Here is a 24,425-nt window from a genome sequence, read left to right as displayed (position 1 = left end):
TTTCCTTTAGAGTGGAAAAGTCAATATGAAAACTTTCTTGAAAAGTAGGTTGCAAAAGCTATTTGTAACGTCTTTTTCCGTCCTCAAGACCTATCCTTATCTTATTTACAATGTTTTCCCTGTCAAAGGATATGAGAGGTCCCATGTGAAGGATGATGTCTCCGGGTTCGGAATATTTGAATGATAGGGCAGCTGCCTCTTCAAGGGATTCGGTTGCAACCTTTACAATGTCATGCTTTGTAATCGCATTTAGAATCTCTTCTGCAATAGGAAGGTCCACTTCCTGAATTGACTCGTCAAATCCGCTTGCAAGAACTGCCTTGATGTTGTCGTATTCATCCAGAATAAGGCCTACCTCATGTTTGTCCCTAACCCATGATGTGTCGAAGTGGTCGAGAAATACCACAAGATTCTCTCCTTCAAAGTAATCGAGAGTGGTTCTTATGCCGTCTGGAAGGAAAGCGGCATCGACAATGACCTGTCTTCCGTTATAGTCTCCGAAATCTTCCATGTGTGCCGATATTCCCTTGAATTCTGTCAATCCTTTTATGATGTCTTCCTCTGTAAGGCCGTAGTTAATTCCAACAGCAGCAGCTCCGACTGCATTTTCAAAAAAGTAGCTCATCATATAGAATGGGGATGTGAATTGGCTGTCAGCATATGTGATGGTAATCTGATTGTCCTGCATGGTTCCTGAAAAATCAACATCTTTGTCAAGGGCATAGAATATTGTATCATCTCTTAAAAGGTCTGTTTCGTTGGCACATTCTGCATTTGCAATGAAAGTTTGTGAAATGTCCTGCATTATGAGCTTGCGCATCTGATACTTGTCATAGGATCCTTCGAATTCGTTCAGGTGTTCAGGTGTGAGATAGGACAGCACTCCTATTTTTATGTTAAGCTTTTCAAGCAATCCGAGTGAACCGTGGGGAAGTTCAAATACTGCAATGTCGCATTCATCAGCCTTTCCTGTTACGATTCCATCAATTATTGTTTCTGAAACAAGGTTGTTTGCAAGTGAAGAGCATGACCACACGTCATATCCTGCTTCATTGAATACGCTTGTGATAAGAGTTGTTATTGTGGTTTTACCCATTGATCCGGTGATTCCGATTATGTCGACGCTTATGAGGTCATTTATCATCTGGGAGAACTCCTCGTTTGTGAGAATCTTGACGTCACTTTCGTCAATGAGCTTTGCTATTGGAGCAGTTTTCGGCAATGTGGGTGGAACATATACTGCCTCGATTCCGTCAAGTGTAGGATTCGGATTTTTCAAATCAAGTATTACTCCTTCCTCACCCATCTTTTGAATCCAATTCTGATAGATGGGTTTGAATTCGTACAGTTCCTTCAAATCAGTCATTACAACATTATGACCCAGATAATTGAGCAGTCTTGCAACAGGCCTGCTTGCGTTTCCGGCGCCCACAACTAAATAATTCATAATCTTCACCATATAATTAACTACTTAATTATAATATTGTTCATTAAGATTTAAATATTTATTAATTCTATCAGTTTATTACAATGTCGTCAACTTAATTTTTGATTTGTTTTGAATAATTCAAAACAAAACATACTTTTCAAACGTAGTAAAAAATTGTATATAAATGTTTTGATTAAAATTAAAAAAAATAGAGATTAAATGAAAAAATCTCTAGCTAACGTATTTGATTAGTTTGCCGTTACTCATAACGCCTGTATATGGTGCATACTTTTTGTTAATTGGAAGTATTTTCAAATAAGAAATGACAGATCCTTTATAATATGGACTTACAACAGTTATCTTAACCTTATGGCTTCCAACTGAAAAAACATTGGATGAAATCAAAGAAATTCCATTGCTTTTATAGGTTTTCTTATCATATCCTGTAAGAACATTGTAATTCTTATATGAACGGCCGGTGTAAACTTTTATATTAAGTTTAATCTTATTTATTGGTTTGCTTCCTTCCTTAACCTTAATGTGAACCTCGCCGCATGAGGTGTATTTTTTTGAAATGGCTGTAATCTTCAAGGCTTTTTTGTTAACCACAATTGAAGTTGAAACGGATTTGCATCTGTATTTTGAATTTGAGTAACTTATGACCACTTTGTGGGTGCCGGGATTCAGTTTTGAAGCATCTTTGAATGTGGCAATCCCCTTTGAATTTGTGGTAATTTTATAGGTTTTCGCTTTGCCGTTAGTGTAAATTTTCATGGTAAGTGTAATGCCTGATACTGGTTCATTGACGTAATCAATGACTTTTACCTGGAACGATTTACCTGATTTGTATGTGGTGGTTAATTTGGGAGCCTTAAAGCTGATTGGTGTTCTTATGACCAAAGTTGCGGATTTTTCAATATATGTTTTGTAATTAACAGTATCATTTGCGTTAATTGCCAAGTAATAAATGCCGGGTTTTAGTTTATTTATTTTAATAAAACAGGTTCCATTTTCATTAGTTGTGAAATTATAGTATTTGTCCAATGTATTTGGAATGTATATCTGAAGGTTTTGATATTTTATAGGTTCATTGTCTTTGTTTAGTGCAGTAATTATCATGGGTATATCTGATTCATAATCGAGATTCAAATTAGTGATTGTTAATTTTATTGTGGCTGGAGTGATATTTAAAGGGATATTGATGGAAGTGGGAGTTAGGCTGCTGTCAGTTACCTTAAGTGTCACATTCCATTTTCCAACTGATAACGGCGATGCTTTCAGTTGTCCATCCTCCAGTGAATATACCCACAAGTCGCCAAATTTAAATGAAGCGATTCCATCAAAATTTGTTTTTCCTGAATATTGGGCACTTATGTCTCTGTTGATAGTTATTGATACATTTTTATAAGCCAAAGGTGAATAGTTGGCATCAGTTACTTTAAAAAGCAATTCTCCAGTTTTATATTCTCCAGTAGTGGTAATTGGAATAATATTAATTTTATCATTTTCTGAAATCAAATCTTCATCATTATTTAAATTTATTGACGAATCTGATTCCGAGGTTTCATAGGCATCCATTGAATTGTTTGATGCAATTATTGATTCTTCTTGATTTCCGTCATTTAACTCTAAACTTTCATCAATTATTCCTTGAGAAGTTGCATCTGCAGTGTTATTGAAATCTTGTGCATTGACCGTGGACAGTGCACTAAATGCAATGATTAAAAAGATTAGGGTCAATATTAATTTTTTTTTAAACATGAAAATATATCTGGTTTTAATGGCATTTAAATTAGTTGATTAATCTATCGATTTCAAATCCATAATCTTAAGTTTTGAATAATTTATAACAAAACATACGTTTCAAACTTCTTTTACTACACCATAGTGTTGTAGTTTGTCTTTTGCATATTCTATAACTCCACAGAACCCTTTTTCTTTGTAGATATGATTGATGTGTTCTGTTTCTGTAAAGTCTTCTTCATCATATGTTTTAAGTTCATTCAATTGTTGTTTTAACTGTTCATTCTCTTTTCTTATCTCTTCATTAATCCTCTGCAAATCCTCCATATTCGCAACAAAAGTATCAAAATCCTTATTTTGTAACTTTTCCACGATTATTTCCAATCTTGTAATCTCATTTTTTAATTGTTCATTCTCCTCATGAAGTTCATTTAAGTGTTTTTCATACATTACAAGATTAGATTTATCCTTTGTTGTTGGAAAACTAAAAGAACCTTCATTGTCTTTTATAAAGAAACCATCTTCAAGTTTTGAATAATTTATAACAAAACATACGTTTCAAACACTATATAATTTTACTTTAAATTTTTATTTAATTACTTTATATTTCTTCTTTTAAAAATGTTGTGAGGACATCTTTTAACAGTCAAATTTTAGGGTAGGTTTCCTCAAAACCATAGAAAATAACATTAACATTAAAACTTATTTAACCTGATTTTGAGGAGATGATTTTAATAGCTTAAAGTCTGGTAGGTTTCCTCACCACCGCAGGTAAAATCCTTCAAATTTTCCATCTTCTAAAAGAACATTAACCAAATCATTGCTTTGTTTTTCTATTAAATCAGAGTAACTTACTGTTTCACCATTATATGTTATTGAAGAGTAGATTTTACCTAATATCTTTTCTACAATTAACTTTCTGGCTTCTAATTTTAGGGTATTGTTTCGTTTGTCCAAATCATCAGTTGTTACTTGCTTTCTGTTAATCAATCCTATCATGGTCTTATCGACAATTTGTGCTCTAAAGGGTTCTATTAAATCAAAAGTTAGGCTGGTTCTCCCATACATATCAAAATGAAGAAAACCGCAGTATGGATCAAGACCATTTACCAATATCGATTTTGTTATTTCACTTGCAAGAATTGCATAACCGTAATTCAGCATTGAATTCAGCAGATCTGTCGGCTTTTTTGTTCTTGATGAAAATCCTATTTCTTTTGAAACGAAATGCTTGACACCATTCCAGTATTCGTTTGATGCCTTTCCTTCAAGACCCATTATTTTCATTCTGATAACATCATTATCTCCAGACAGACTCATGTCTTCAAGCTGGCCAATGCACTCATCGATTTTGAACCTATGATTAAAAAATCTTTTCAGCTGCTTGTTTTTGTTAAGGGTTGTCAATGTTGCCTTCTGGTTTTTCATTTTGGAAATTATCAATTCTTTAGATATTTTAATACCTGTTTTATCTTCACTTAATCTGTACTGCTCTTTTTTAAGTTTGACGTTTCTCCAATTGGGGGATTCCAGAGTATATGTCAGCTGTCCTCTCGGATTGATTGCTATAAGTTTAATGTTATTTTCGGCCATCAAATTTAATGCATCAAATGTAACATATCCTTTTCCAACAACTGTTATGTCGTTAATAGAGGATGCCTTAATTGAATCTAAAATTTCATCCTTTTCATATATAGTCAATTGGTTGTCTTTTTTGTGTATGGATTTGTTGTATCCGTCAATCACTATTTTCATCTAAAACACCTTGTAGAGTTCCTCTTGAAATTTGATTTTTCGACCGCAGATTTCCTTTTTTGAATAGCAGCTCTGACAAACAGGCATTATCAGCACGTTGTCAGTATCTCTTATAATTTCAGAAATGTTTTTGGCCAATTCTTTTCTTTCATCATTTTTCAAATCCCCTGCATATAATGAAGTCTGAATCCTTCGAAGTCCATAATGCTGGAGGATTCTTTCAATATTTTCACGGTTTGTTTTGAACTTGCACTCAAAACTGACTATCATGTACATGAGTTAACTTATGTTTTCCAAAGTTTTAAAAAGATTATTATTCTTACATTAACAATGCATTTCATTAATTTCTTGCCGTTACGAATATTAATAAAAATATACAGTTTCAAAATAAAATATATGATTTATGGATAATCAATTAAAATTTTAATAATTATTAATTAATTTGTAAAATTATTTTTTTTCAAAGATATTTTTCATAAATGCTTATTTTTTTATTTTATATTATCTAAACTACGCAAATATCTCAAAGTTACTGAAGTATATACTTGCAGCAATGAATGGGGCAAAATTGATTATGAATTTGTCCCGTCATTAGCTAATCTGAAATATAATAATGCTTTTCTTAAACATGATGAAAGTAGGAGATGTAACTACTTGAAATCTGTTGAAAGGGGTTCACGCAAAATGAACATGAATGTAGCCACTCCAGTGGATGTTGTTTCAAGATATTGTGCTGGATGGGGCGGCATCGAAGAATATGACCAGACTTTAGAGTTGGCTTGGGATAATCTTAAGGATATTTCCATATGTGGAACTTTGGTTGTTGCTGATGGTAGCGGCAGCATGACAATGCCGGTCAGCGGAAAAACAACAGCTCTTGATGTTGCAAATGCTCTTGCAATATATTCATCTGAACACAACAATGAGGTTTATAAAGACAAGTATATTACTTTTTCAGCAACTCCCCAATTTGTAGATTTAAGTAAAGCAAATAATTTACGGGAAAAACTGCATATTGCTCTTAAACACGATGAAGTCGCAAATACAAATATCGAAGCTGTTTTTGATTTAATACTTGATGTGGCCGTTGAAAATAATATTTTAAAAACTGAAATGATTAAAAACATTCTGATTATATCAGATATGGAATTTGACCATGCACAAGGATATTATTTTAACAAAGGAAATAAGTTAACAAAACCCCTGTTTGATGAGATTAGGGAAAGATATAAAAAAGCTGGCTATGACTTGCCTAAATTGATCTTTTGGAATGTTAACTCCCGTACCAAAACAATTCCTTTAATTGAAAATGAATTGGGTGTTACATTAGTTTCAGGATTCAGTCAAAACGTGTTAAAAATGGTTATGAGCAATAAGTATAATCCCTATGAAGTATTGATTAAAACTCTTGACAGTGAAAGATATACTGCAGTTATAGTTTAATCTCATACTTTAAGACATTAATTTCAATTTTGAATAATTCTAAAAAGTAAAATTTCAATAAATATTTATCAAACCTGGAAAAGTATTGATTTGAGAAATATTGAATGAATGAGTCGTAATTATGACTGATAAGGTGTTTACTTGATTGTTTTAGGGTTTTGAATGTTTTTATTGAAATAAAAAATTTTGAAAAACTATTTGAAGAGATAATAATTATAAGACTGCAAAAGATTATGTGGAATATTTAATTGAAGGAAATGATGGTGAAAAAAAATGTCTCATTATGTAAATTTAGAAATACGCTATTCAACTTATTTAAACTTGTGCAATGCTGTAGAAGAAACTGCAACTCATGCTGAAGATTTTAATGAAATTCAGGAGTTAGTTCATCTTGTTGATTTTCTAGAAGATGAATATGAAAGAGACCGTGCAAGACAAAATTTGGATTTCAAAACCTGGCAATTGCATGAGGAACTTTTCCAAAATAAAGAAATATATCATCATCAATATTTTTATCCGATCAGCGAAGTATTAGATGACTATGAAGAAAGAAAACTGTTGGAAATGAATATATCTGAACAGGATAAATTTCATTTAATTTGTGAGTTGATTGACGTATTCAAAAATGATTTGGAATAATTTATGTGATTCCATGATTCTGTTAAGTGATTTTGTAATTACTCTTTTAAAAGAGTGGCAGGTTGAAGATTTACCTGTAAATATACTCATTGAAGATAAATATTATGATATTGAAGAATTTTTCTTCGATAAAGAAATACATGAGTATATTAAAACTATCTAAAGGAAGTGATTATAATACTCGAGCAGAAATATCCACTATAACTCCAATATTCAAGAAAAGGAAAAATTGAGGAGATTATATGCATGATAATCCAAACTATTGGAAATTACAGGGAACAATTAAAAAACTAAAAGAAAAAGAAAACAAGTGTTGTTTGTGGATCAACTGAAAATATTGTTCCACATCATCTAAAAAGGGTGAAACAATCAAGTGATGATTATTATAATGAAAATAACTTAATTTTGTTATGTGATTATCATCACAGACAGTATCATCAGAAATATCCTCGTGTTAATGGAAAAACTTTTTGTGAATACATGAAAAACTGTATAATTAAAAAATACAACAATTATGATGAAATCGAATTCAATAAACTTAAAAAAGAAAATAAAATCATAAAAAAGATTAATTATAACCTAAGAAGTCATTTAAAAGAGTTAAATAAAAAAGAATAAAATTACTGGACTAATTTGATGGATCTGAAATTAAAAATTAGTATGATTAAAAATACTAGTTTTTATAAATAATATGAATTGAAGGCTTTTACAATGTAATCAAAATAAATTACATAATCAAAAATGTTACAATCAGAATATGATGAAGAATATGAATATCTTTTTGCATATAGTATATCAAATGTAACTTTCAATTACATACATTAAAGAATACTATTCATTAAAATTTAAAATCTAAATAAAAATAGCATTGTCTAAATAGTTTAGGAGAAATTCCTAAACCATCACACATTTTAGACAATAATTATCAACATTGGAAAAGGAAGTATCCTCATTCCTAGAATATGAGAATCATATTCATGTATTATACTATATATCTTAACATATATAAATTTAACATTAATTAAAAGAAAGGGAGAATTATAGCCGGCTTCCGGGTGTGAACCTTCTTCTTACGTCAAGAACCTTTCTTTGAATTCATCAGTCTATTTACAAGGATTTAGAACCATAAATCAATTAAGCTCACAACAAGTGTGAGTACACTCAAAAGCAATAATATGTACTTCATCATGCAGTTCACCTCCTTTTCAGAAGAAAAATTTTTGACAAAATTTTAGTTCCGAAATGTTGATAATTTTAAGCCGTTAAAAAATTTCTATTACTATAGACTATATAGTATTACTATTATTTAAATTATTATTACTAATTTTTTTATAAAAATTTATATTAAATATTTCAAAATTATTTTATTACTTTTGTAAAAATTTTTATTAAAAATGAAAAAATTAACGAAATCACCATATTTCAACCACTTGATGTAGGTGTCCTACTACACTTTCAACACTTTGCAAAAAAACTCCAAATCATCCAAATTTTATATATAAAGAAAACGTATATTTTATGTAATAATATACGTTAATAATGAAAAGATACGAAGTCTTTATATACTAAAAAAATAAATAGTATAACAAGGGTTTGAGTATAAAAATTTAGGAGGCAAAAAGCTTATGATAGAGGTTGATGAGCTAACAGACTACCTAGATGAATACTTAGAAGAAAAACAAGAAGTAAAGAACTTAACTCAAGAAACAATTCAAAAACAGACATTTAATATATCCAAATTCATTGAATATCTTGAAAATAAGGGAATAGATGAACTGAACAGTGGCAATGTTAAAAAGCAATTGAGACATTATCGTAGATACTGTCTAAAGCAGCGTGGAAACAAAAGAACAACTGTCAAAACATACATGATGAATATTCTTGAATTCATCAACTCAGAAGATGTTCAGGAAGAAATCCAGCATGATACAATTAAAATGAAGGATATCATTGAAGTAAAGGCTGAAGATCCTGAAACTGCTAAAAAAAGAATCGAAAAAATTAGCTTAACAAGGCCACAAAGCGCATTTTTTCTTGATACAATAAAACAAAGCGGAAACAAAAGGGATTATGCGATTTGCAGAACTTTCATTGATTCCGGAATTAGGCTGAAGGAACTGGTATTGTTAAATAAACAGGACATACAGGTTCCAATAGATAAAAAAGGATTTTTTGAACTTCCAAATGATTCTAACGAATTTATTGAGATATATTTACGTGCAGAGACAACAAAAGGTGAGCTTAAGGACAGAACAACATTCATAACCTTTGATACATTGATAAGTTTAAATGATATGATTCGAGAACGAATCACAAAACTCAGAAAAAACACCAATAATGTATACAAGCCAGTAATTCAGAGAAAAAAAGCTGCTATTGAAGTCAATCGTGAAGAACTATTCACAAACATTAAAGGAAATCGGATAGGAAAACGTGGTGTTCAGGACATTGTTAAGAAGTATGCAAATCTCACAGATGACAGAATAGAAACTGAAGGATTGGATTGCCCTGTAAACTATGGGAAAAATGTCAGTGTGCATATTCTCAGACACACAGCTTTAAGCCATTACGCAGAAATTCTGACAGTTGCTGAAGTTCAAACAATTGCTGGACACTCCAACAGCCAAACAACTGACAAATATATTCATGTTGACAGAGAACAAATGAAACAAAAATTAAAAGCCAACAATATGAAATTTAATATTTAATTATTAAATTTCAACTTTTTTTAAATCTCAAATCAACAATCAAGAACATTTAAATATTATTCATTATAAAATATATATTGATATCAATTTATAGATATTTTAAATATAATATTAGGGTTTTTTATGAATTTCAAAAGGACAATACTATTATTGAGTGTTCTTCTAATACTGATTTCAGTATTGGGCGTCTGCGCATCAGATGAACAGAACATTCAGGACATTCAACTTATTTTGGACAGCACTGATGAATCAGACATGATTGGCTGCTGTTCTGTGGTTTTGCAATTGGATGGAAACAACAGTATATTTTCCTTTAGAAGAGATGCCAATTTGACTGCTGACATTCATATAGAAGAGATAGATTGGCATGGCATTCAGGCAATCAAACAATATAAAACCGAAGGAGGCTATTTCTGTCAGGTTATCATAACCAGTAATGGTTGGACCATTGGATACGGGGGTGTAGATGACGGTCCGGATAACGAAAAGACTGAAGAGATTACATCACACATGATAACTGAGGACAATAGCATCTCCGAAGATGGATTAGCCCAAATTGAAAAGATTAAAAAACCTTACAAATTAGGTCATGTAGTGATCAAAGCACCTAATGGAAATTATGGCATAGCAGGTGCTAAAGGCCATTTCACAGGACATTTGAATCCGGGCGAGTACATATCCATGCCAAATACATATAATTATTTTAGATCAGGCGATATTTCACTTGATACATCTGACAAGATATCCGTAATGACAGAACTGGCGGCTTCCGATGCATTTGGCCTTACCAGGAGAGATATCACCACTTATTATTTCCATCAGGTGGATAATGATACATTTAAAGGAAATATAACTGATGCATTTCTTTCCAATGATGACGGTTCAATTCATGGAATGAACACTGGCGAGCTTGTAGACAACGTATATTTCAACAATACTCTATTTGAAGCTGAAAAGATACCGATTGCTCCTAATTATGAGTCCATGGGAAGCATGGTTTTAAAAGCTCCTCCAACAGCATCCAAACTTACAGTTTTACTTGTAATTGTTGGTGTTGTTATATTCATTGGAATATTATTCTTTGCTGTTAAACAGTTTGTCCGATATATTAAATTCAGACTTCGCTAAAATTTATTAAATTTCATGAAATTTAATAAAAAACAGCATAATTTGAAGAAATTATGGTATTTTAATAGCTTGATATATATCAAGCAGTTGATTTATAATAGTTTCTTAATATTACTTGAGCATAAATAGTATAATATGTATTTATTATTATTTCTGTATATATGGAAAGTATATTAAATACTTATTTCTGTATTTACAGAAAAAAAGAAATACATATAATACTTATAATATAATTAATACTATTAACCTTAAATACCTATAATATCTATTTATAGATAAATAACTATAATAACTATTTTTACTATTAATACTTATTTCTGTATATTACCTATTTACTTCTAATATACGGAAATATATTTCCGACTAGTGTAATATTACACTAACAGGAATTTCAGTAAAAACAATTGATATACAAGCTTATTTTTTAAAATTATCATCAAATAATCATTATAAATTGAATTGAAAATTTAAACATTAAAATCTAACTGAAATTACCAATACATAACATCATACAGCTCAAATAAAGATTTTTAAAAAGAAAAATTAATAAAATTTATTAAATTTTATAAAAATTATAAAATTCAATAATTCCTGTGTGGCACTGCCGCCAGAATTAAGCAATAAAACTGCCCTATCTGGACAACTCCATATATATGATATGAAACAATTAATGCATTTTTGAAATAAAACATTAAATTTTAATAAAAATTAAGCAAAATTTTTATAATTTCCTCAACAAATTTAACTCTAGAGGAGGTTTTCTAAATGCAATTCAACATTGTCAAAGAATTAAACGCAAAATTCAATCCTATTGTTCTAATCAAAAGTGACGAAATACCAGAAGATGCAAAAATTCCAAAACCTGGAAGAGGAGGATGTGTAATGGCATTTGTCGCACAGACAATAGCTAAAAGAAAGACTACAGCATTTGGCCGTGAAAACATAACCTGCGGAGGTGTTGCAACAGGTCTCGGTTGGGGAAACGGATTTCAAACAGAAGAAGATATGGAATTTCAGGCAACATTTCTCTCACTTGGTCAGGATTCTGCCAAAAACAGGCAGGAATACCTCAGGAAATTGGAATCAAGACCAAAAAACGTTGCGGAAATGTTCAAACATGGTGAGAGAATATACTGTGACTTTGACACTGCAATTGCACATATCAAAAAAAGACCAATCTATGACGATAAGCACTACGTTATTTTCAAAGCAATTGAAAACCTTGAGGATGGCGAAATTCCCGATTCTGTAGTATTCACACTTAATCCAATGGAACTTTCAGCAGTTCTTCAGCTGAACGGTTCATTCAGAAGCGACAGCGCGTATGTCATTACACCACAGGCATCAGCATGCCAGGCAATAGGATCATTTACATTTGAGCAGAACGACAAAGATGATCCTGTACCGGTTTTAAGTCCGCTTGATTTTGCAGCAAGGGCTCATATGAAACATTTCATTCCAAATGATTACATGTGCCTGTCAATGCCATGGAAACTCTTCCTTAAACTGGATGAGCTAAGTAAAAACAGTGTATTTCAGACCCATTTCTGGGATGACTTCGGCAATAAAGATTAACAACTGATGAAAATGACCGGTGAAAATGATTTCATTCAAACCAATATTGCAGGAATTATAATCAACATCATCCTTACTGTCTTGAAATTCCATATTGGTTTTTTAACCGCTTCACCTCCAATTATATCTGATGCTTTCAAAATATTATCAACATATTCTCTTCAGTTATGGATGTTATTGCAGCTAGAATGGAATCAATTTCAAATCCTCAAATATACAATCAGCTAAATGACTTATCTTCTATAATCATTTCAATTTTGCCTATTTTAGGAAGTAAAATTTCAAACAAATCTCCAGATAAATTACATCCTTACGGATATGGAAGAGCGGAATACCTGATATCAATTTCAATTTCAATTTTAGCAATTCTTATCGCTTTATCATCTTTGAATTCGTTGAATATTATTTCTAATGCAAAAACCAGCTATAATAGTATTTATTTGAGTTTCATTATATTTACAGTAATTGTCAAAATATTTTTGGGAATGTATTACAGGAGAGCCGGAAATACTTTAAAATCACAGCAATTAATGGATTCAGGTAACGGCGAGCTATTGGATTCTTTATTTTCATTTTTAATTTTGCTTTCAGCATTATCAGCAATATATTACCATATCTCCTTTGACAATATTGTGACCTGCATCATCGTTATAATGGTTTTCAAATCTTCATGGGACATACTTAAAGATAATTTAGACAGATTGATTGGCAGAAGAGCAAGTCTTGAATTAACAAGCAATATTAAACATTCCATAAGTGAAATTCCTGATGTTTACTGGGTATATGATTTGGTTTTACATGATTATGGTCCTAGGAGAACCGTTGGAACCGTGCATGTTGAAGTTGACGGAAACATGAAAGCCCCTCAAATCCATCAATTGAGCAGTGAAATCTCAAATAAAATATATGATGAATACTCAATCCTGCTGGTTGTGGGGATTTATGCTAAAAACCATGAATTTGAGGATATCCGCAAGGACATACTTGAAACTGCTTCAGGATATGATGGAATTCTGGAAGTAAAAGGCTTTTTTGTTGATAAATCTGAAATGTTAATCTCTTTTGACATAATAACTGATTTTGGCAGAAACAGAGAGGAATTGAAAATGAAACTATTAAATGAAATTAAACAAAAATATCCTCAATTTACTTTCATTATCAGTGATGATTATGATTTTTGAATCTTATTAAAAAAATAGAAATATTAGAGTGTTTTTATCACTCTAATCTTGTCTTTTTGTATTGAACTCGTCTTTTGAGCGGATTCCAACCAGTGATGCGAATATTGCAAGTACACATGCAACGGTACATATGCCGCATATTATTTGTGATGAGTGAACAATCATGCCTGCATACTGTGGTGCAAGCTTCAGATTTCCCATCACCCAAGCGAATACCAGTGTAAGGAGTCCTAAACTCATTGTTTGACCTATTGTTCTCATTGTTGCCTGTGAAGCTGATGCAGTCGGAGCGTCCTTCGGCGGAACTGAACTCATGATTGCGTTCATATTGGGGCTTGAGAAGAGTCCCATTCCTATACCCTGAAGAATCATTGCTACAACAACCATATATACAGGGGTGTCTTTTGTGAGGAATGTCAGTATCAGCAGCGCAACTGTAGCGATTGCCATTCCTGTGGCGGCAAGCTTTTGCGGATGGATCCTGTCTGACAGCTTACCTGCATTAGGTGCCATGATTGCCATGATGATCGGTGTGATGATCAATATCAAACCGGACATTTGCGCATCCCAGCCTTTCACATATTGGAAATGGTAATTCAGTATTGTTGTTACCACCATTATTGCAATGTAACTGCACAATGCGGCAATGTTTGATGAGGTGAACTTGGCATTTTTAAACAGGTTCATATTGAATACAGGAGACTTTTGCCTTAACTCATATGCTCCGAATCCTATTAATATTATCAATCCCAAAATGGTCAGAATCAATCCGCTAGTTGTTGTCAGTGTGGTGAATCCGTAGATGAATGCCAATATTCCTATTCCATATAGTATTGAACCGATCTTATCGATTTTATCCTTTTCATATGTTTTCCATTCGCCAGGTATTTTAAAGAGTATTAACACTATGCAAAGAACCAAAAATGGAATTACAGAGTAAAATATTGCTCTCCAGCCAAGATTATGCACTAAAAATCCGCAGATTACCGGAGAAAGTGAAGTTGCAAGATACACTCCTGTCACTGTAAAACCAAGTGCCTTTCCCCTGTTTTGCGGTTTGACTGCATGAACCACCATTGCCATTGCTGAAACATTCAGAAATGCCATTCCTGCACCCTGAACCATCCTGAAAATCAAAAATGATTCTGTTGAAAATGAAAGGCATGCCCCTATTGAACCAATCAGAAATACTGTTACTCCTGCAAGCAATGACTTTTTAACTCCGAATTTACCTGAAATCTGACCTGCAGGGACTGTGAACACTGCCACTACTAAAAAGAGGATTGTCGGAACCCAATTCTGAATGACATTGTTCATTGCAAAGTCCTGTGCTATTGCAGGAACTCCTATTATCACACCATTTGATAGGAATACCGCAAAAAATGATGTTATAAACGATACCGCTACTACATATGTTTCCAAATCTAATTTCATTTATTTACCTCCCTGTGTGTTGAATTGATCTTTTGATTTAATACCTACAAGTGAAGCAAAGATTGCCACTATACAGATTGCAGTACATATTATGCAGATTAACTGTGAAGAGTGAACAATCATTGCTGAATACTGTGATGATAACTTTAAACTGCCCATGACCCATGCAAACACCAGTGTCAGAAGTCCCAGACTCATGGTCTGGCCTATTGTCCTCATGGCTGACTGTGCAGCAGACGCATTCGGCTCCTCATTTGGCGGAACCGAACTCATTATTGCATTTGTATTCGGTGTTGTGAACATTCCCATTCCTATGCCCTGAAGAACCATTGCTATGACAATGAGATACAATGGAGTGTTCGCATCCAAAAATATCAGTATCACCAGCGTTACGGTTGCAATGCTCATCCCTATAGCCGCCAGCTTTTGGGGATGAATCCTGTCTGAGAGCTTGCCTGAATTAGGTGATATGACTGCCATGATGATTGGAGTGATTATCAGCATCAGTCCGGACATCTGGGTATTCCATCCCCTGACATACTGGAAATGATAATTCAGGATTGTTGTTATTGCAGCTATTGCAAGATAACTGCACAGCGCCGCAATATTGGATGATGTGAACTTCATATTTTTGAAAAGGGTCATGTTGAATGCAGGACTTTCCGCTTTAAGCTCATAATATGTGAATATTGCAAGTAAAATGAAACCTGTTATGATGCATATGACTCCCAAACTGTTCATCAGGTTTGTGAAGCCATAGATGAAAAGCAGAATGCCAATTCCATATAATATGTATCCTATGGTGTCGATTTTACTTTCTTCATAGGTTTTCCAGTCTCCTGGAATCTTTACCGTCATCAGTATCAGACATACTAGCAGAAATGGGCTTACGAAGTAAAACATTGACCTCCAGCCCAGATTATGGACTAAAAATCCGCAAAATACCGGAGACAGTGACCCTGCAAGATATATTCCTGTCACTGTAAATCCAAGTGCTTTTCCTCTATTTTGGGGTTTTACGGCCTGCACAACCATTGCTATTGCTGATACGTTTGAAAATGCTATTCCTATACCCTGGATTACTCTGCACATCAGAAACATTTCAGTTGAAACGGATATGCATGCTGCGATAGAACCTATCAGGAATATTAAAACTCCAATGATTAATGATTTTTTAACGCCGTATTTTCCTGACAGCTGCCCTGCGGGAAGTGTGAATACTGCCATCACAAGAAGAGAGATTGTTGGAATCCAGTTTTGGACTACATTGTTCATTCTGAATTCCTGTGCTATTGCTGGAACTCCGAGAACTATTCCGGCCGAGAGAAATACTGCAAAAAATGATGTTATGAATGCTACAAATATTACATAGCTTTCGAAATCGAATTTCATATTATCACTCCACCAGTTTCATGGCATTGATTGCTATCTGCTTTATTCTTTCCTTCATTTCGTAATCATCTTCGCTTAAACCGACTTCCTTTTCCCAGTCCTTTGAAATCTGTCTGATTTTGGGAACCAGTTTGTCACCTTCATGTGTTGTCTTAAGCATGTACTTTCGTCTGTTTTGCGGGTTGACTTCCCTTTTTATGAATCCCTTATCTTCCAGTTTTTTAAGCGATTTTGCAATGCTTGCCTTGCTTTGGCCTGACATTGTCACCAAATCGTCCTGGGATATGCCTGGATTGTCATAAACCATCATTATAAAACGCATTTCATGGCCCAAATCAAGTTCGCTTATTTTTGAATTGAGATATTTCATCTGATTCTTGCTCAGGTTATGAATCCATGCGATAAAGGGTGATGAGTCATAAATCCCTTCAAAACTTTCTCCATCCAATTGTATCACCTGATGATTAATATGTATAGAACACAATATAAATGTTTCGAAGTGAACAGTTAATATAGAAACAATAGGATTTAATAGATTGAGATGCAAAATTAATGTGATGGCATTCAATTTAATTTCAGTTTTTCTAATAGCAGTGGCGCTTGCAATGGATGCGTTCAGCGTATCCCTTACAAAAGGATTTACGCAAAAGCACCTATCCAAAGTTCAGGTATTTTATTACGGATTGTTTTTCGGGTTTTTCCAGTTCATGATGCCTGTTTTGGGCTATTTCTGCACAAGCACAATATCAAGTGTAATAGAATCATTTGCATCAATCATAGGTTTCATACTTCTTCTGGCCATCGGACTGAACATGATACGGGAGAGCCTCTCTTCAGATGATAATGAAATAACCGATGAGTTTTCTTTTAAAGAAGTTACCCTGCTTGCAATAGCTACAAGCATCGATGCATTTGCAGTGGGAATAACATTCGCCCTTTTCAATGATCCTGTCGGGATATCATCAGTCATAATTGGTGTGGTTGCATTCGCATTTTCAATAGCCGGTATATATCTCGGCCGCAAGCTTGGAGACTATTTCGGCGACAAGTTTCAGATTCTGGGCGGTGTCATACTGATACTGATTGGTATAAAAATCCTTTTTGGACTCTAATATAATTTAAAGCTGAAAATAGGGTTGTAATAGTCATAGTAATTGTCGGTTATACCCCAATAGTATAATTTATTAGATTTATCATATTCAAAAATTGCATATTGCCTGAATTTCTTTTTGCCGTAAACATGCATCTTTCTAACTTGCTTTACATACTTGTAGAACTTAACGTGGAATTTATAATAGACATACCCATTATTAATCTTGAATGTGTACTTAAATGAGTTCCAGTAAACATTCCACCTTTTTAATTTGGCTATTTTTTTAGCCTTCAAACCCATGTATTTGCCATAATTTGATGCTTTCGCTTTAGCAGAAGATTTATATAAATCATTTATAGGGATTGAATAAGTGCCAATCAATAATGGATTTGTGTATTTTTTTACATTGACTAACTGATTTCTATAGCCCACAACAACATTATGAATTTTAAATGTGTTAAGCCACATGTCAATATATTTTTTGTTCTTTAAGGTGTTGTATTGGGATTTGGATAATGTGATTTTATTTGACCCTTTTTTAAAAGTCAGATCGTGAATAGTGAATGATTTTGAAGATGAAAGATAATTATCATCACCTTTATATTTGATATTGTATGTCTTATAACCATATGCATAGTCATTGAAAGGATAATCAACTGTAACCGGAATGCCGAAGGCAGTGTGTTCACCAACCCCATTGATGTAAATATTCAAGCTTTGCTCCAATGGATTATCATTTTCATCCAAAACACAGATCTCATAGTTATTATAATCTTTTTTAAAAACAACTTTAATATGAGTAGGTGACTTTGGATTTGATGAAAATGCTGTCTGATTTTCTGATTTCAACAATGATTCATCAGATATTTCCAGGTTATCTTCGCTGATTGATTCCAATGTTATATTGTCTGATGGTTCAAATTTTCCATTTAAATGCACAAAATCAGTTATATTTTCACCTGAATTTAGATCTGCCGCACAGATAGTGGTCATGGCCACTACCATGACAACAAATAATAATGGTATTAAAAGAAGTTTCTTTTTAAACATGGATTTTAAATAATTTGTGAAAAAAGGGTTTAGAACTTGAAGAAGTCCCTTGCCCAACTTATTTTACGTTTTGCATCCTGTGCGCGAATTTCGTATGTTTTGCTTTCATCGCCGTATTGCTGTTCCAAGATGTTTTGCTTTTCTTCAACATCCAAAGCGGTGTCTTTTAAATTTGAGTATATGGCAATCTCTTCGTCGATTTCATTCATCTTTTCTTCAAGAACTGCCTTTTCCTCATTGGCCTTGGTGAGTCTTTGGTCAATGAAATTGTCGCTTAAGACCAAAACATCTTCCTTGAATTTGAAAAGCATGTCGATTGCATCTCCCACTTCGATGCCCTGAGCTTCCAGGAGTTCCACTTTTTTAAATTGTTCTTCTGTTAATTCAATAGTTTTTTCAACCATAGTCTAAGCCTCTGTAAAAATGATATAATTAATTATTATTTATATTCCTAATAGATATAATATATTTCTATTCGCTAAGCTCATTGTCATTGTATGAGCGGAACTTTTCAATGAAGTTGTCAAGCTCTTCAGCTATCTGAGACAGAGACAGTGCAGGTTTGTAATTCACTAAAGTGCCAAGTGCAATAATCAGCGGAATTGCCTCGCCGACATGGATGTTGCTGAATTCCAAATCCTGATAAGTGATTTTGAAGTTGCCGTTTACATGTTGGTCGATGCGCAGGCCTGAAGCTATGAAATTGATTTCCTCTTTTTCAATCAGCTCTTCGAGGATTTTGGTGCCTTCAAGAATGTCTTCAAATTCAACCTTCTGCTTGCCCAGCAGAGGAGTTATGAAGTCGAATTCTATATCATAGTCATATTTGGAATACCTATGCCTGAAATAGTTGTCAACCATCAGATAATTGATATAGAGTTCATGGTTTTGAATGGCATATTTCCGGTTGTTTAAAATGAATTCCATAATTAAATTATGGTAAAAAAAGTATAAAAAAATAGCCCCTAAGAGCTATTTTCCTGTGGCATATATTTTTTGATTGATATCTGCTTGAATTTTCTTATGAAGAATTTTGCCCAGATATAACCTATGGTTCCTCCGACAAAGCATCCGAAAACCACACCGGCATATATTCCTGTAACTCCCCATCCGAAAATGAAGCAGAATACATATGCAAACACACTTTCAAGGATTAAAGACCTTAGAAGTGTGATTAAAAGGGAGTATGTTCCCTTTCCGACTCCCTGAAACATCATGGATGACATCATACCGTGAGGAATTGCCAAAACGAAGAGGCTTAATACTGATATCGCTGTTGCAATCTGCGGTGAGAGGGCAGCGCTGGCTTCAGTATAGGAAAACATTGTTGCAACCTGTGATGAAAATATAAACATCAGTGCACCCAACAGAATTGAAATTGCGAATCCGAGCTTGATTGAATAGGAGTGTGCAGTCTTCAGGTTTTTATAGTTATGCGCACCATAAGCCACACCTGCAACTGTAAGAACTGCTGTTCCAAGACCTATCAATGGAATCATGGCCAGTTGCACAATCCTCATTGATGCAGTATAGACTGCAACTGCTGTTGTTCCTGATGCCATCACAAGCATTGAATTGATAATGATTGCCAATGCTGAAAATACTATTGTTTCAAGTGTGGAAGGTATTGCAACCTGCAGGGTGTCAATCATTATGCTTGTCTGATAATGGAAATTTTTTGCTGACAAGTCAAGATATAAATCCTTTTTGCCCCAAATCCAGTAGCTCATTACAAGACATGACAATATTGCTGATATAACGGTAGCCCATGCGGCTCCGGATATGCCGAAGTCCAAGACGTAAATGAATACCGGGTCCAGTATAATATTCATGACTGCTGTAACGGCAATTGCGATTGTTGCTCTTCTCATATCGCCTTCTGATCTGAATATTGCTGATGCAACACCTGAATAGACAAATACAAATAAAAATCCGAAAATGATATAACTGTAGTCCATTGCATATCCTATTGTTGAGCCCGCACCCATGAACTGCAGGATAGGCACCATGAATACCTCAATCAGTATTGTGAATATTGCAGAAACTATTATTGACAGAACTATAGCATGCAAACCAGCATTGTTTGCTTTGTCAAAATTCTTGGCTCCTATGTTTCTTGCAATCAGTGAATTTGCACCGGCACCTATTCCGTTTCCAAGCCCTACCAATACCATGAATAATGGTGTGATGAATCCGACTGCCGCAAGAGCATCCGCTCCGAGTCCTGCAACCCATATACTGTCCGCAATATTGTAGAGCATGATCAATAACATTGAAAGCATCATCGGAAGAGCCAGTTTAACAATAGCCTTTTTAGGGTCTCCTGTTATCATTTCAATATTTCTACTTTTCTTTCCACTCATTGTTTTTCTCCCCTCTGATTTAATTGTATTGATTTAATTGCCAAATCTTTTAAAGCAATCTGCAGCTGTTCTTTCTGTTTCATTTCATTTCCGCTGAACACTTCATCTTCCCATTGGTATAAAATGGAAATGCTCTTGTTAAGGGTTTCACTTCCTTTGGATGTTAATGAAACCTTGTTTTGACGGCGATTGTTTTCATCGATTTCACGTTTCACAAATCCGCCATCCTCCAATTTTTTTATGTTGCGTGCCACTGCTCCCTTATTGATATTGCAGCCGTTGGCTATCTTTTCCTGATTGATGTCAGCCTGGTTATATATCTCAAAGAGTACATGAAGCTGGGTTGGTGATATCCCGAAGTCCTTCAGGTTGTGGTTCAAGAATATGGTTTGGGATTTTGCGATAATGGAAATCAGCTTGCCTATCGGCAGGGATGAAGCGTCTGTCTTTTTCAGTTCATCAAATGACATCAGAATTACCCTATGAAATCAGATAATTTGCTGTCGTAGTTTCCAGACTTGACTTCCTTGGTTGTCAGCTCCAGGGTAGCCTGAGGTTTAAGTGATGTTACCTTTTCCAGCTGTTTGAATGATGATTCAAAACCGCTTCCTCCGGCGGTCATGAAGAACTTGACATTGGAGAATTTTCCTTCATTTTCCTTGATGTATGAAATCAGAGGATTTGCCGCTCTTGATGCCCATACAGGTGCTCCAAGATATACAACATCATAGTCTTCCGGGTTGTATTTTAAGGGTTCAAGGTCTATGATTTTTTCCTGGATTGCATGTTTTCCACCGCGTGCATAACCCATTTTTCCCTGGTAGTTTACTTTAGGTATGATTTCTTCTATATCAGCGTCAGTTTTGCTTGCAATGTTTTCGGCAAGCTTTTTTGTAATGTTTGTTCTTGAATAATAAGCTACTAATGATTTCATTATTATACTTATATCCTCATCATATATAAATGTTGCATTGACAACTATTGCAATTGCAACTTTAAAATGTTCACAATAATTTAAATTTAATGTAAATTATCCATATATTATATCGAATTCGAGGATTTTTTAAAGCTATCGGGTAATCTGGTGCAAAATATTAAAAGAAGCATCACCCCCTATGCGTTAACTTTCAAAAACAGCATGTGAAGGCCACATCAAATCACATGATTTTAAATTAATCTTCAAAAAACTTATTAGCTGATTATATTATATATATCTAATATGAACAGATTAAAAATTGCCGATACAATATCGACCGTGACAAATCCACCCATAATATGCATTCCGTTATTTCTGATAATGAGCATTGTGCTTTCATTTGAAGGAGGCCAATTCAACATATCAAAATTCATTGTACTGGAGCTGATCTCACTTGTCTTTTCATCACTCCTGCCTATGGCGATAATTGTATTCTGGGCAAAAAAATTAGGTACCGACAAGGACATTTCAAACAGGACAGACCGTTTCGTTCCACTGATAGTCGGAATCGTTTCATATTTCATAGGATTTTTGACTTCTCTGATTTTGAATGCCCATAACTTTTTGACAATCCTGCTTTTATGCTATGCGGTAAACACATTCATTGTGATGCTGATAACCCTAAAATGGAAAATCAGCGTTCACACTACAGGTTTAAGCGGACCCGTCGGTGCATTGATTCTGCTTTTAGGACCCTTCGGAGCAATATTCGGAATACTCTATCCTGTTTTAATCTGGTCAAGGGTGCTTTTAAAAAAACACACATTATCACAGGCAATCTGTGGTGCAGTCCAGGGATTTTTCCTTACAATCTTTGAGATGTATCTCTTTGTTGAGGTACTCCACCTTCCGGTTGGCGATATCTTAAGCCTTTCAACCGCAACACTTTTTATCCTGGCAATAATCCTGACCCCAATAATATTGGGATTTTTAAGCTATGTCCATATAAAAAACGCAAAAACCATATTTTATTTAGCTGAAGCGGCATTGCTTGTACTGTTTTTAGCGTTTACACCACTTGACGTGTTTTTGATATTCGTTTTAGTTAGTCTCACATCAGTTCTAATCAGCTATTTTGCCGGCAGTGACTTCGTATGGAATGAAGTTTTAACCGGTTGAATAGTCACTACAATATCAAATAAAGCATTTTCTTTTTAAAAAGGTTTAAATAATGTATCTGATATAATGTTATACAATATGGAGGTGTAATTTATTTCGATTAAAAATACATCAGCACTTATTTTATTTGTATTAGTTCTAGTTTTTTTATTGGGTGCTGTTAGTGCAAGCGAAGTAAACATTGATAATTCAACCGAATTGGGAATATCCGATGACGTTGAAGATATAATCAGCAATAATGAAGTTAATGAAGTTATAAGCGTCAATGACGATGGAAACGGTTCTGGAAATGACACTCCCGTGGAAATTAAAAAAGCTTCCTTTGGAAAGATTTCCAAAAAGACAAATTATCTCACCAAGGAAACTTTCGACGTCAAGCTTCTTGACGACAAAGGAAAGAAACTCGCAAACAAAACTGTTTACTTCAAAGTCAAAAACAAGAATACCAAAATCGTCACCGACAGTAAAGGAATAGCAAAATTGCCTTTAAAATATGCCAAAGGCAAATATACAATAACCTACACTTTTAATGAAACCGGATATAAAACAATCAAGGGTTCCAAAAAGATATTCCTGCTTACCAAACCCAAGTCCACAATCAAGGCATCATCATTTAAAGGATATGCCGGATTAAGACAAGTATTTACCGTAACCCTCAAGGGAGACGGAATGAACCTTTCAGGGCGCAAGGTCAAGTTCATGGTGGACAAAAAGGTTTATTTTGTAAAAACCAATTCCAAAGGCCAGGCAAGCATTGCCATCTATCTGCCTAAAGGAATACACCACGTAAAGTACTTCTATTATGGAGAGGAAAACATCAAATCCTGCAAGGGATCAAACAAGCTGTCATATACATATATTAAAAATCCCTACAAGACCAAGCTCAGGACTGTGGTGATTGATGCCGACGGAGGTTTTACAAGAGCATTTCTCAATGATGTTGCAAACAAGCTACGCATTGCAGGATGGAAAGTTATCCTAAAGGGAATCGGTCCGGAACAACACAGTCTGAACTACTATAAAGTTAGAAATGCAGTTTACTTCCCGTTCTATAACGGAATGTGTGCAGCCACAATAAAAGAAATGGGCTACAACTATTACGGAGGACTTATCAAGAAACACAATTCAGTTCTTGCAACAGCATTCTATACAAAACAATGGACAAACCCGCAGGGAATGCTTCCATACCGCTATGACATAACAAAACTGGCATTTCTTAAACGTGCATGGGACGACAATTTCTCACCGAAAAGCTTCAAAGGACTTGCATATCCTGCCGAGTACATGACCAGCCATGACGTCAAGTACTGTGTCGGTGACTCATCATACATGATTGTCGAACAGTTCCTCTACGGAGGATGGGTTGCCCATCACACAGCAAAAGGTTTAATTTAAAC

Annotated in this window: 25 protein-coding genes; 11 read left to right on the top strand and 14 right to left on the bottom strand. The window is 34.1% G+C overall.

Annotation, left to right across the window (positions count from 1 at the left end; translation table 11 throughout):
* Window positions 1-58 precede the first annotated feature (58 nt).
* The 5 genes from Q4Q55_RS02615 to cas2 all read right to left on the bottom strand — a co-directional run bounded on the left by Q4Q55_RS02615 (window position 59) and on the right by cas2 (window position 5,197).
* Window positions 59-1,447 carry a Mur ligase family protein gene (locus Q4Q55_RS02615; protein ID WP_303371263.1) on the bottom strand — a complete coding sequence of 463 codons (1,389 nt, stop codon included), beginning with the start codon at window positions 1,445-1,447 and terminating at the stop codon, window positions 59-61.
* Window positions 1,448-1,660: 213 nt separating this feature from the next.
* A complete protein-coding gene (locus Q4Q55_RS02610; protein WP_303371262.1) occupies window positions 1,661-3,190 on the bottom strand; it encodes a hypothetical protein in 1,530 nt (509 codons plus the stop codon).
* Window positions 3,191-3,292: 102 nt separating this feature from the next.
* Window positions 3,293-3,622, bottom strand: coding sequence for a hypothetical protein (locus Q4Q55_RS02605; RefSeq protein ID WP_303371261.1), 330 nt, complete (start codon window positions 3,620-3,622; stop codon window positions 3,293-3,295).
* 309 nt (window positions 3,623-3,931) lie between these two features.
* Window positions 3,932-4,927, bottom strand: coding sequence for a CRISPR-associated endonuclease Cas1 (gene cas1, locus Q4Q55_RS02600; protein ID WP_303371260.1), 996 nt, complete (start codon window positions 4,925-4,927; stop codon window positions 3,932-3,934).
* The gene (cas2, locus tag Q4Q55_RS02595) at window positions 4,928-5,197 is read right to left on the bottom strand and encodes a CRISPR-associated endonuclease Cas2 (protein ID WP_303371259.1); all 270 of its coding nucleotides are present in this window, start codon (window positions 5,195-5,197) and stop codon (window positions 4,928-4,930) included.
* Between the two features lie 198 nt (window positions 5,198-5,395).
* On the opposite strand from cas2, the gene Q4Q55_RS02590 reads away from it, so the two are divergent.
* From Q4Q55_RS02590 to Q4Q55_RS02555, 8 genes are all read left to right on the top strand, one after another.
* Window positions 5,396-6,370, top strand: coding sequence for a DUF2828 family protein (locus Q4Q55_RS02590; protein ID WP_368660130.1), 975 nt, complete (start codon window positions 5,396-5,398; stop codon window positions 6,368-6,370).
* A 273-nt stretch (window positions 6,371-6,643) separates the two neighbouring features.
* On the top strand, window positions 6,644-7,009 hold the full coding sequence (locus tag Q4Q55_RS02585) for a hypothetical protein (protein ID WP_303371258.1): 366 nt from the start codon (window positions 6,644-6,646) through the stop codon (window positions 7,007-7,009).
* A gap of 13 nt (window positions 7,010-7,022) precedes the next feature.
* Window positions 7,023-7,172: a hypothetical protein gene (locus Q4Q55_RS02580; protein WP_303371257.1), complete on the top strand. Its 150-nt coding sequence runs from the start codon at window positions 7,023-7,025 to the stop codon at window positions 7,170-7,172.
* A gap of 317 nt (window positions 7,173-7,489) precedes the next feature.
* Window positions 7,490-7,627 carry a hypothetical protein gene (locus Q4Q55_RS02575; protein ID WP_303371256.1) on the top strand — a complete coding sequence of 46 codons (138 nt, stop codon included), beginning with the start codon at window positions 7,490-7,492 and terminating at the stop codon, window positions 7,625-7,627.
* Window positions 7,628-8,634: 1,007 nt separating this feature from the next.
* The gene (locus Q4Q55_RS02570; RefSeq protein WP_303371255.1) at window positions 8,635-9,717 is read left to right on the top strand and encodes a site-specific integrase; all 1,083 of its coding nucleotides are present in this window, start codon (window positions 8,635-8,637) and stop codon (window positions 9,715-9,717) included.
* Between the two features lie 123 nt (window positions 9,718-9,840).
* A complete protein-coding gene (locus Q4Q55_RS02565) occupies window positions 9,841-10,845 on the top strand; it encodes a hypothetical protein (RefSeq protein ID WP_303371254.1) in 1,005 nt (334 codons plus the stop codon).
* Between the two features lie 765 nt (window positions 10,846-11,610).
* Window positions 11,611-12,420, top strand: a complete 810-nt coding sequence (locus Q4Q55_RS02560; RefSeq protein WP_303371253.1) for a DUF169 domain-containing protein — start codon at window positions 11,611-11,613, stop codon at window positions 12,418-12,420.
* A gap of 167 nt (window positions 12,421-12,587) precedes the next feature.
* On the top strand, window positions 12,588-13,601 hold the full coding sequence (locus tag Q4Q55_RS02555; protein WP_303371252.1) for a cation diffusion facilitator family transporter: 1,014 nt from the start codon (window positions 12,588-12,590) through the stop codon (window positions 13,599-13,601).
* Between the two features lie 42 nt (window positions 13,602-13,643).
* On the opposite strand, the gene Q4Q55_RS02550 is transcribed toward Q4Q55_RS02555, so the two are convergent.
* Genes Q4Q55_RS02550 through Q4Q55_RS02540 form a run of 3 tightly spaced genes read right to left on the bottom strand, consistent with a single transcriptional unit; the run spans window position 13,644 to window position 16,875 of the window.
* Window positions 13,644-15,035 carry an MFS transporter gene (locus Q4Q55_RS02550; protein WP_303371251.1) on the bottom strand — a complete coding sequence of 464 codons (1,392 nt, stop codon included), beginning with the start codon at window positions 15,033-15,035 and terminating at the stop codon, window positions 13,644-13,646.
* Window positions 15,036-16,427, bottom strand: coding sequence for an MFS transporter (locus Q4Q55_RS02545; protein ID WP_303371250.1), 1,392 nt, complete (start codon window positions 16,425-16,427; stop codon window positions 15,036-15,038).
* A 4-nt stretch (window positions 16,428-16,431) separates the two neighbouring features.
* Window positions 16,432-16,875, bottom strand: a complete 444-nt coding sequence (locus Q4Q55_RS02540) for a MarR family winged helix-turn-helix transcriptional regulator (RefSeq protein WP_303371249.1) — start codon at window positions 16,873-16,875, stop codon at window positions 16,432-16,434.
* A gap of 109 nt (window positions 16,876-16,984) precedes the next feature.
* Between Q4Q55_RS02540 and Q4Q55_RS02535 the strand changes: the two genes are divergently transcribed.
* Window positions 16,985-17,539 carry a manganese efflux pump MntP family protein gene (locus Q4Q55_RS02535; RefSeq protein ID WP_303371248.1) on the top strand — a complete coding sequence of 185 codons (555 nt, stop codon included), beginning with the start codon at window positions 16,985-16,987 and terminating at the stop codon, window positions 17,537-17,539.
* Here Q4Q55_RS02535 and Q4Q55_RS02530 read toward each other — a convergent pair.
* From Q4Q55_RS02530 to Q4Q55_RS02505, 6 genes are all read right to left on the bottom strand, one after another.
* Complete coding sequence (locus Q4Q55_RS02530) at window positions 17,536-18,570, bottom strand: hypothetical protein (protein WP_303371247.1); 1,035 nt, start codon at window positions 18,568-18,570, stop codon at window positions 17,536-17,538. The genes Q4Q55_RS02535 and Q4Q55_RS02530 overlap by 4 nt on opposite strands.
* Before the next feature lie 29 nt (window positions 18,571-18,599).
* Window positions 18,600-18,974, bottom strand: coding sequence for a hypothetical protein (locus tag Q4Q55_RS02525; protein WP_303371246.1), 375 nt, complete (start codon window positions 18,972-18,974; stop codon window positions 18,600-18,602).
* A 67-nt stretch (window positions 18,975-19,041) separates the two neighbouring features.
* A complete protein-coding gene (locus tag Q4Q55_RS02520) occupies window positions 19,042-19,497 on the bottom strand; it encodes a hypothetical protein (RefSeq protein ID WP_303371245.1) in 456 nt (151 codons plus the stop codon).
* Between the two features lie 38 nt (window positions 19,498-19,535).
* Window positions 19,536-20,933, bottom strand: a complete 1,398-nt coding sequence (locus Q4Q55_RS02515) for an MATE family efflux transporter (RefSeq protein ID WP_303371244.1) — start codon at window positions 20,931-20,933, stop codon at window positions 19,536-19,538.
* Entirely contained in the window at window positions 20,930-21,403 is a 474-nt protein-coding gene (locus Q4Q55_RS02510) for a MarR family winged helix-turn-helix transcriptional regulator (protein WP_303371243.1), read from the bottom strand. The genes Q4Q55_RS02515 and Q4Q55_RS02510 overlap by 4 nt, the downstream gene beginning before the upstream one ends.
* 5 nt (window positions 21,404-21,408) lie before the next feature.
* A complete protein-coding gene (locus tag Q4Q55_RS02505; protein WP_303371242.1) occupies window positions 21,409-21,867 on the bottom strand; it encodes a flavodoxin in 459 nt (152 codons plus the stop codon).
* Window positions 21,868-22,152: 285 nt separating this feature from the next.
* On the opposite strand from Q4Q55_RS02505, the gene Q4Q55_RS02500 reads away from it, so the two are divergent.
* On the top strand, window positions 22,153-23,028 hold the full coding sequence (locus Q4Q55_RS02500) for a hypothetical protein (protein WP_303371241.1): 876 nt from the start codon (window positions 22,153-22,155) through the stop codon (window positions 23,026-23,028).
* Window positions 23,029-23,178: 150 nt separating this feature from the next.
* Window positions 23,179-24,423 carry a hypothetical protein gene (locus tag Q4Q55_RS02495; RefSeq protein ID WP_303371240.1) on the top strand — a complete coding sequence of 415 codons (1,245 nt, stop codon included), beginning with the start codon at window positions 23,179-23,181 and terminating at the stop codon, window positions 24,421-24,423.
* Window positions 24,424-24,425 lie beyond the last annotated feature (2 nt).

The sequence above is a fragment of the Methanobrevibacter sp. genome (assembly GCF_030539555.1).
In the GTDB taxonomy this organism is placed as follows: domain Archaea; phylum Methanobacteriota; class Methanobacteria; order Methanobacteriales; family Methanobacteriaceae; genus Methanocatella.
Note: the sequence above shows the minus strand (reverse complement) of the source record. Positions and strands in the feature narration are given on the sequence as shown.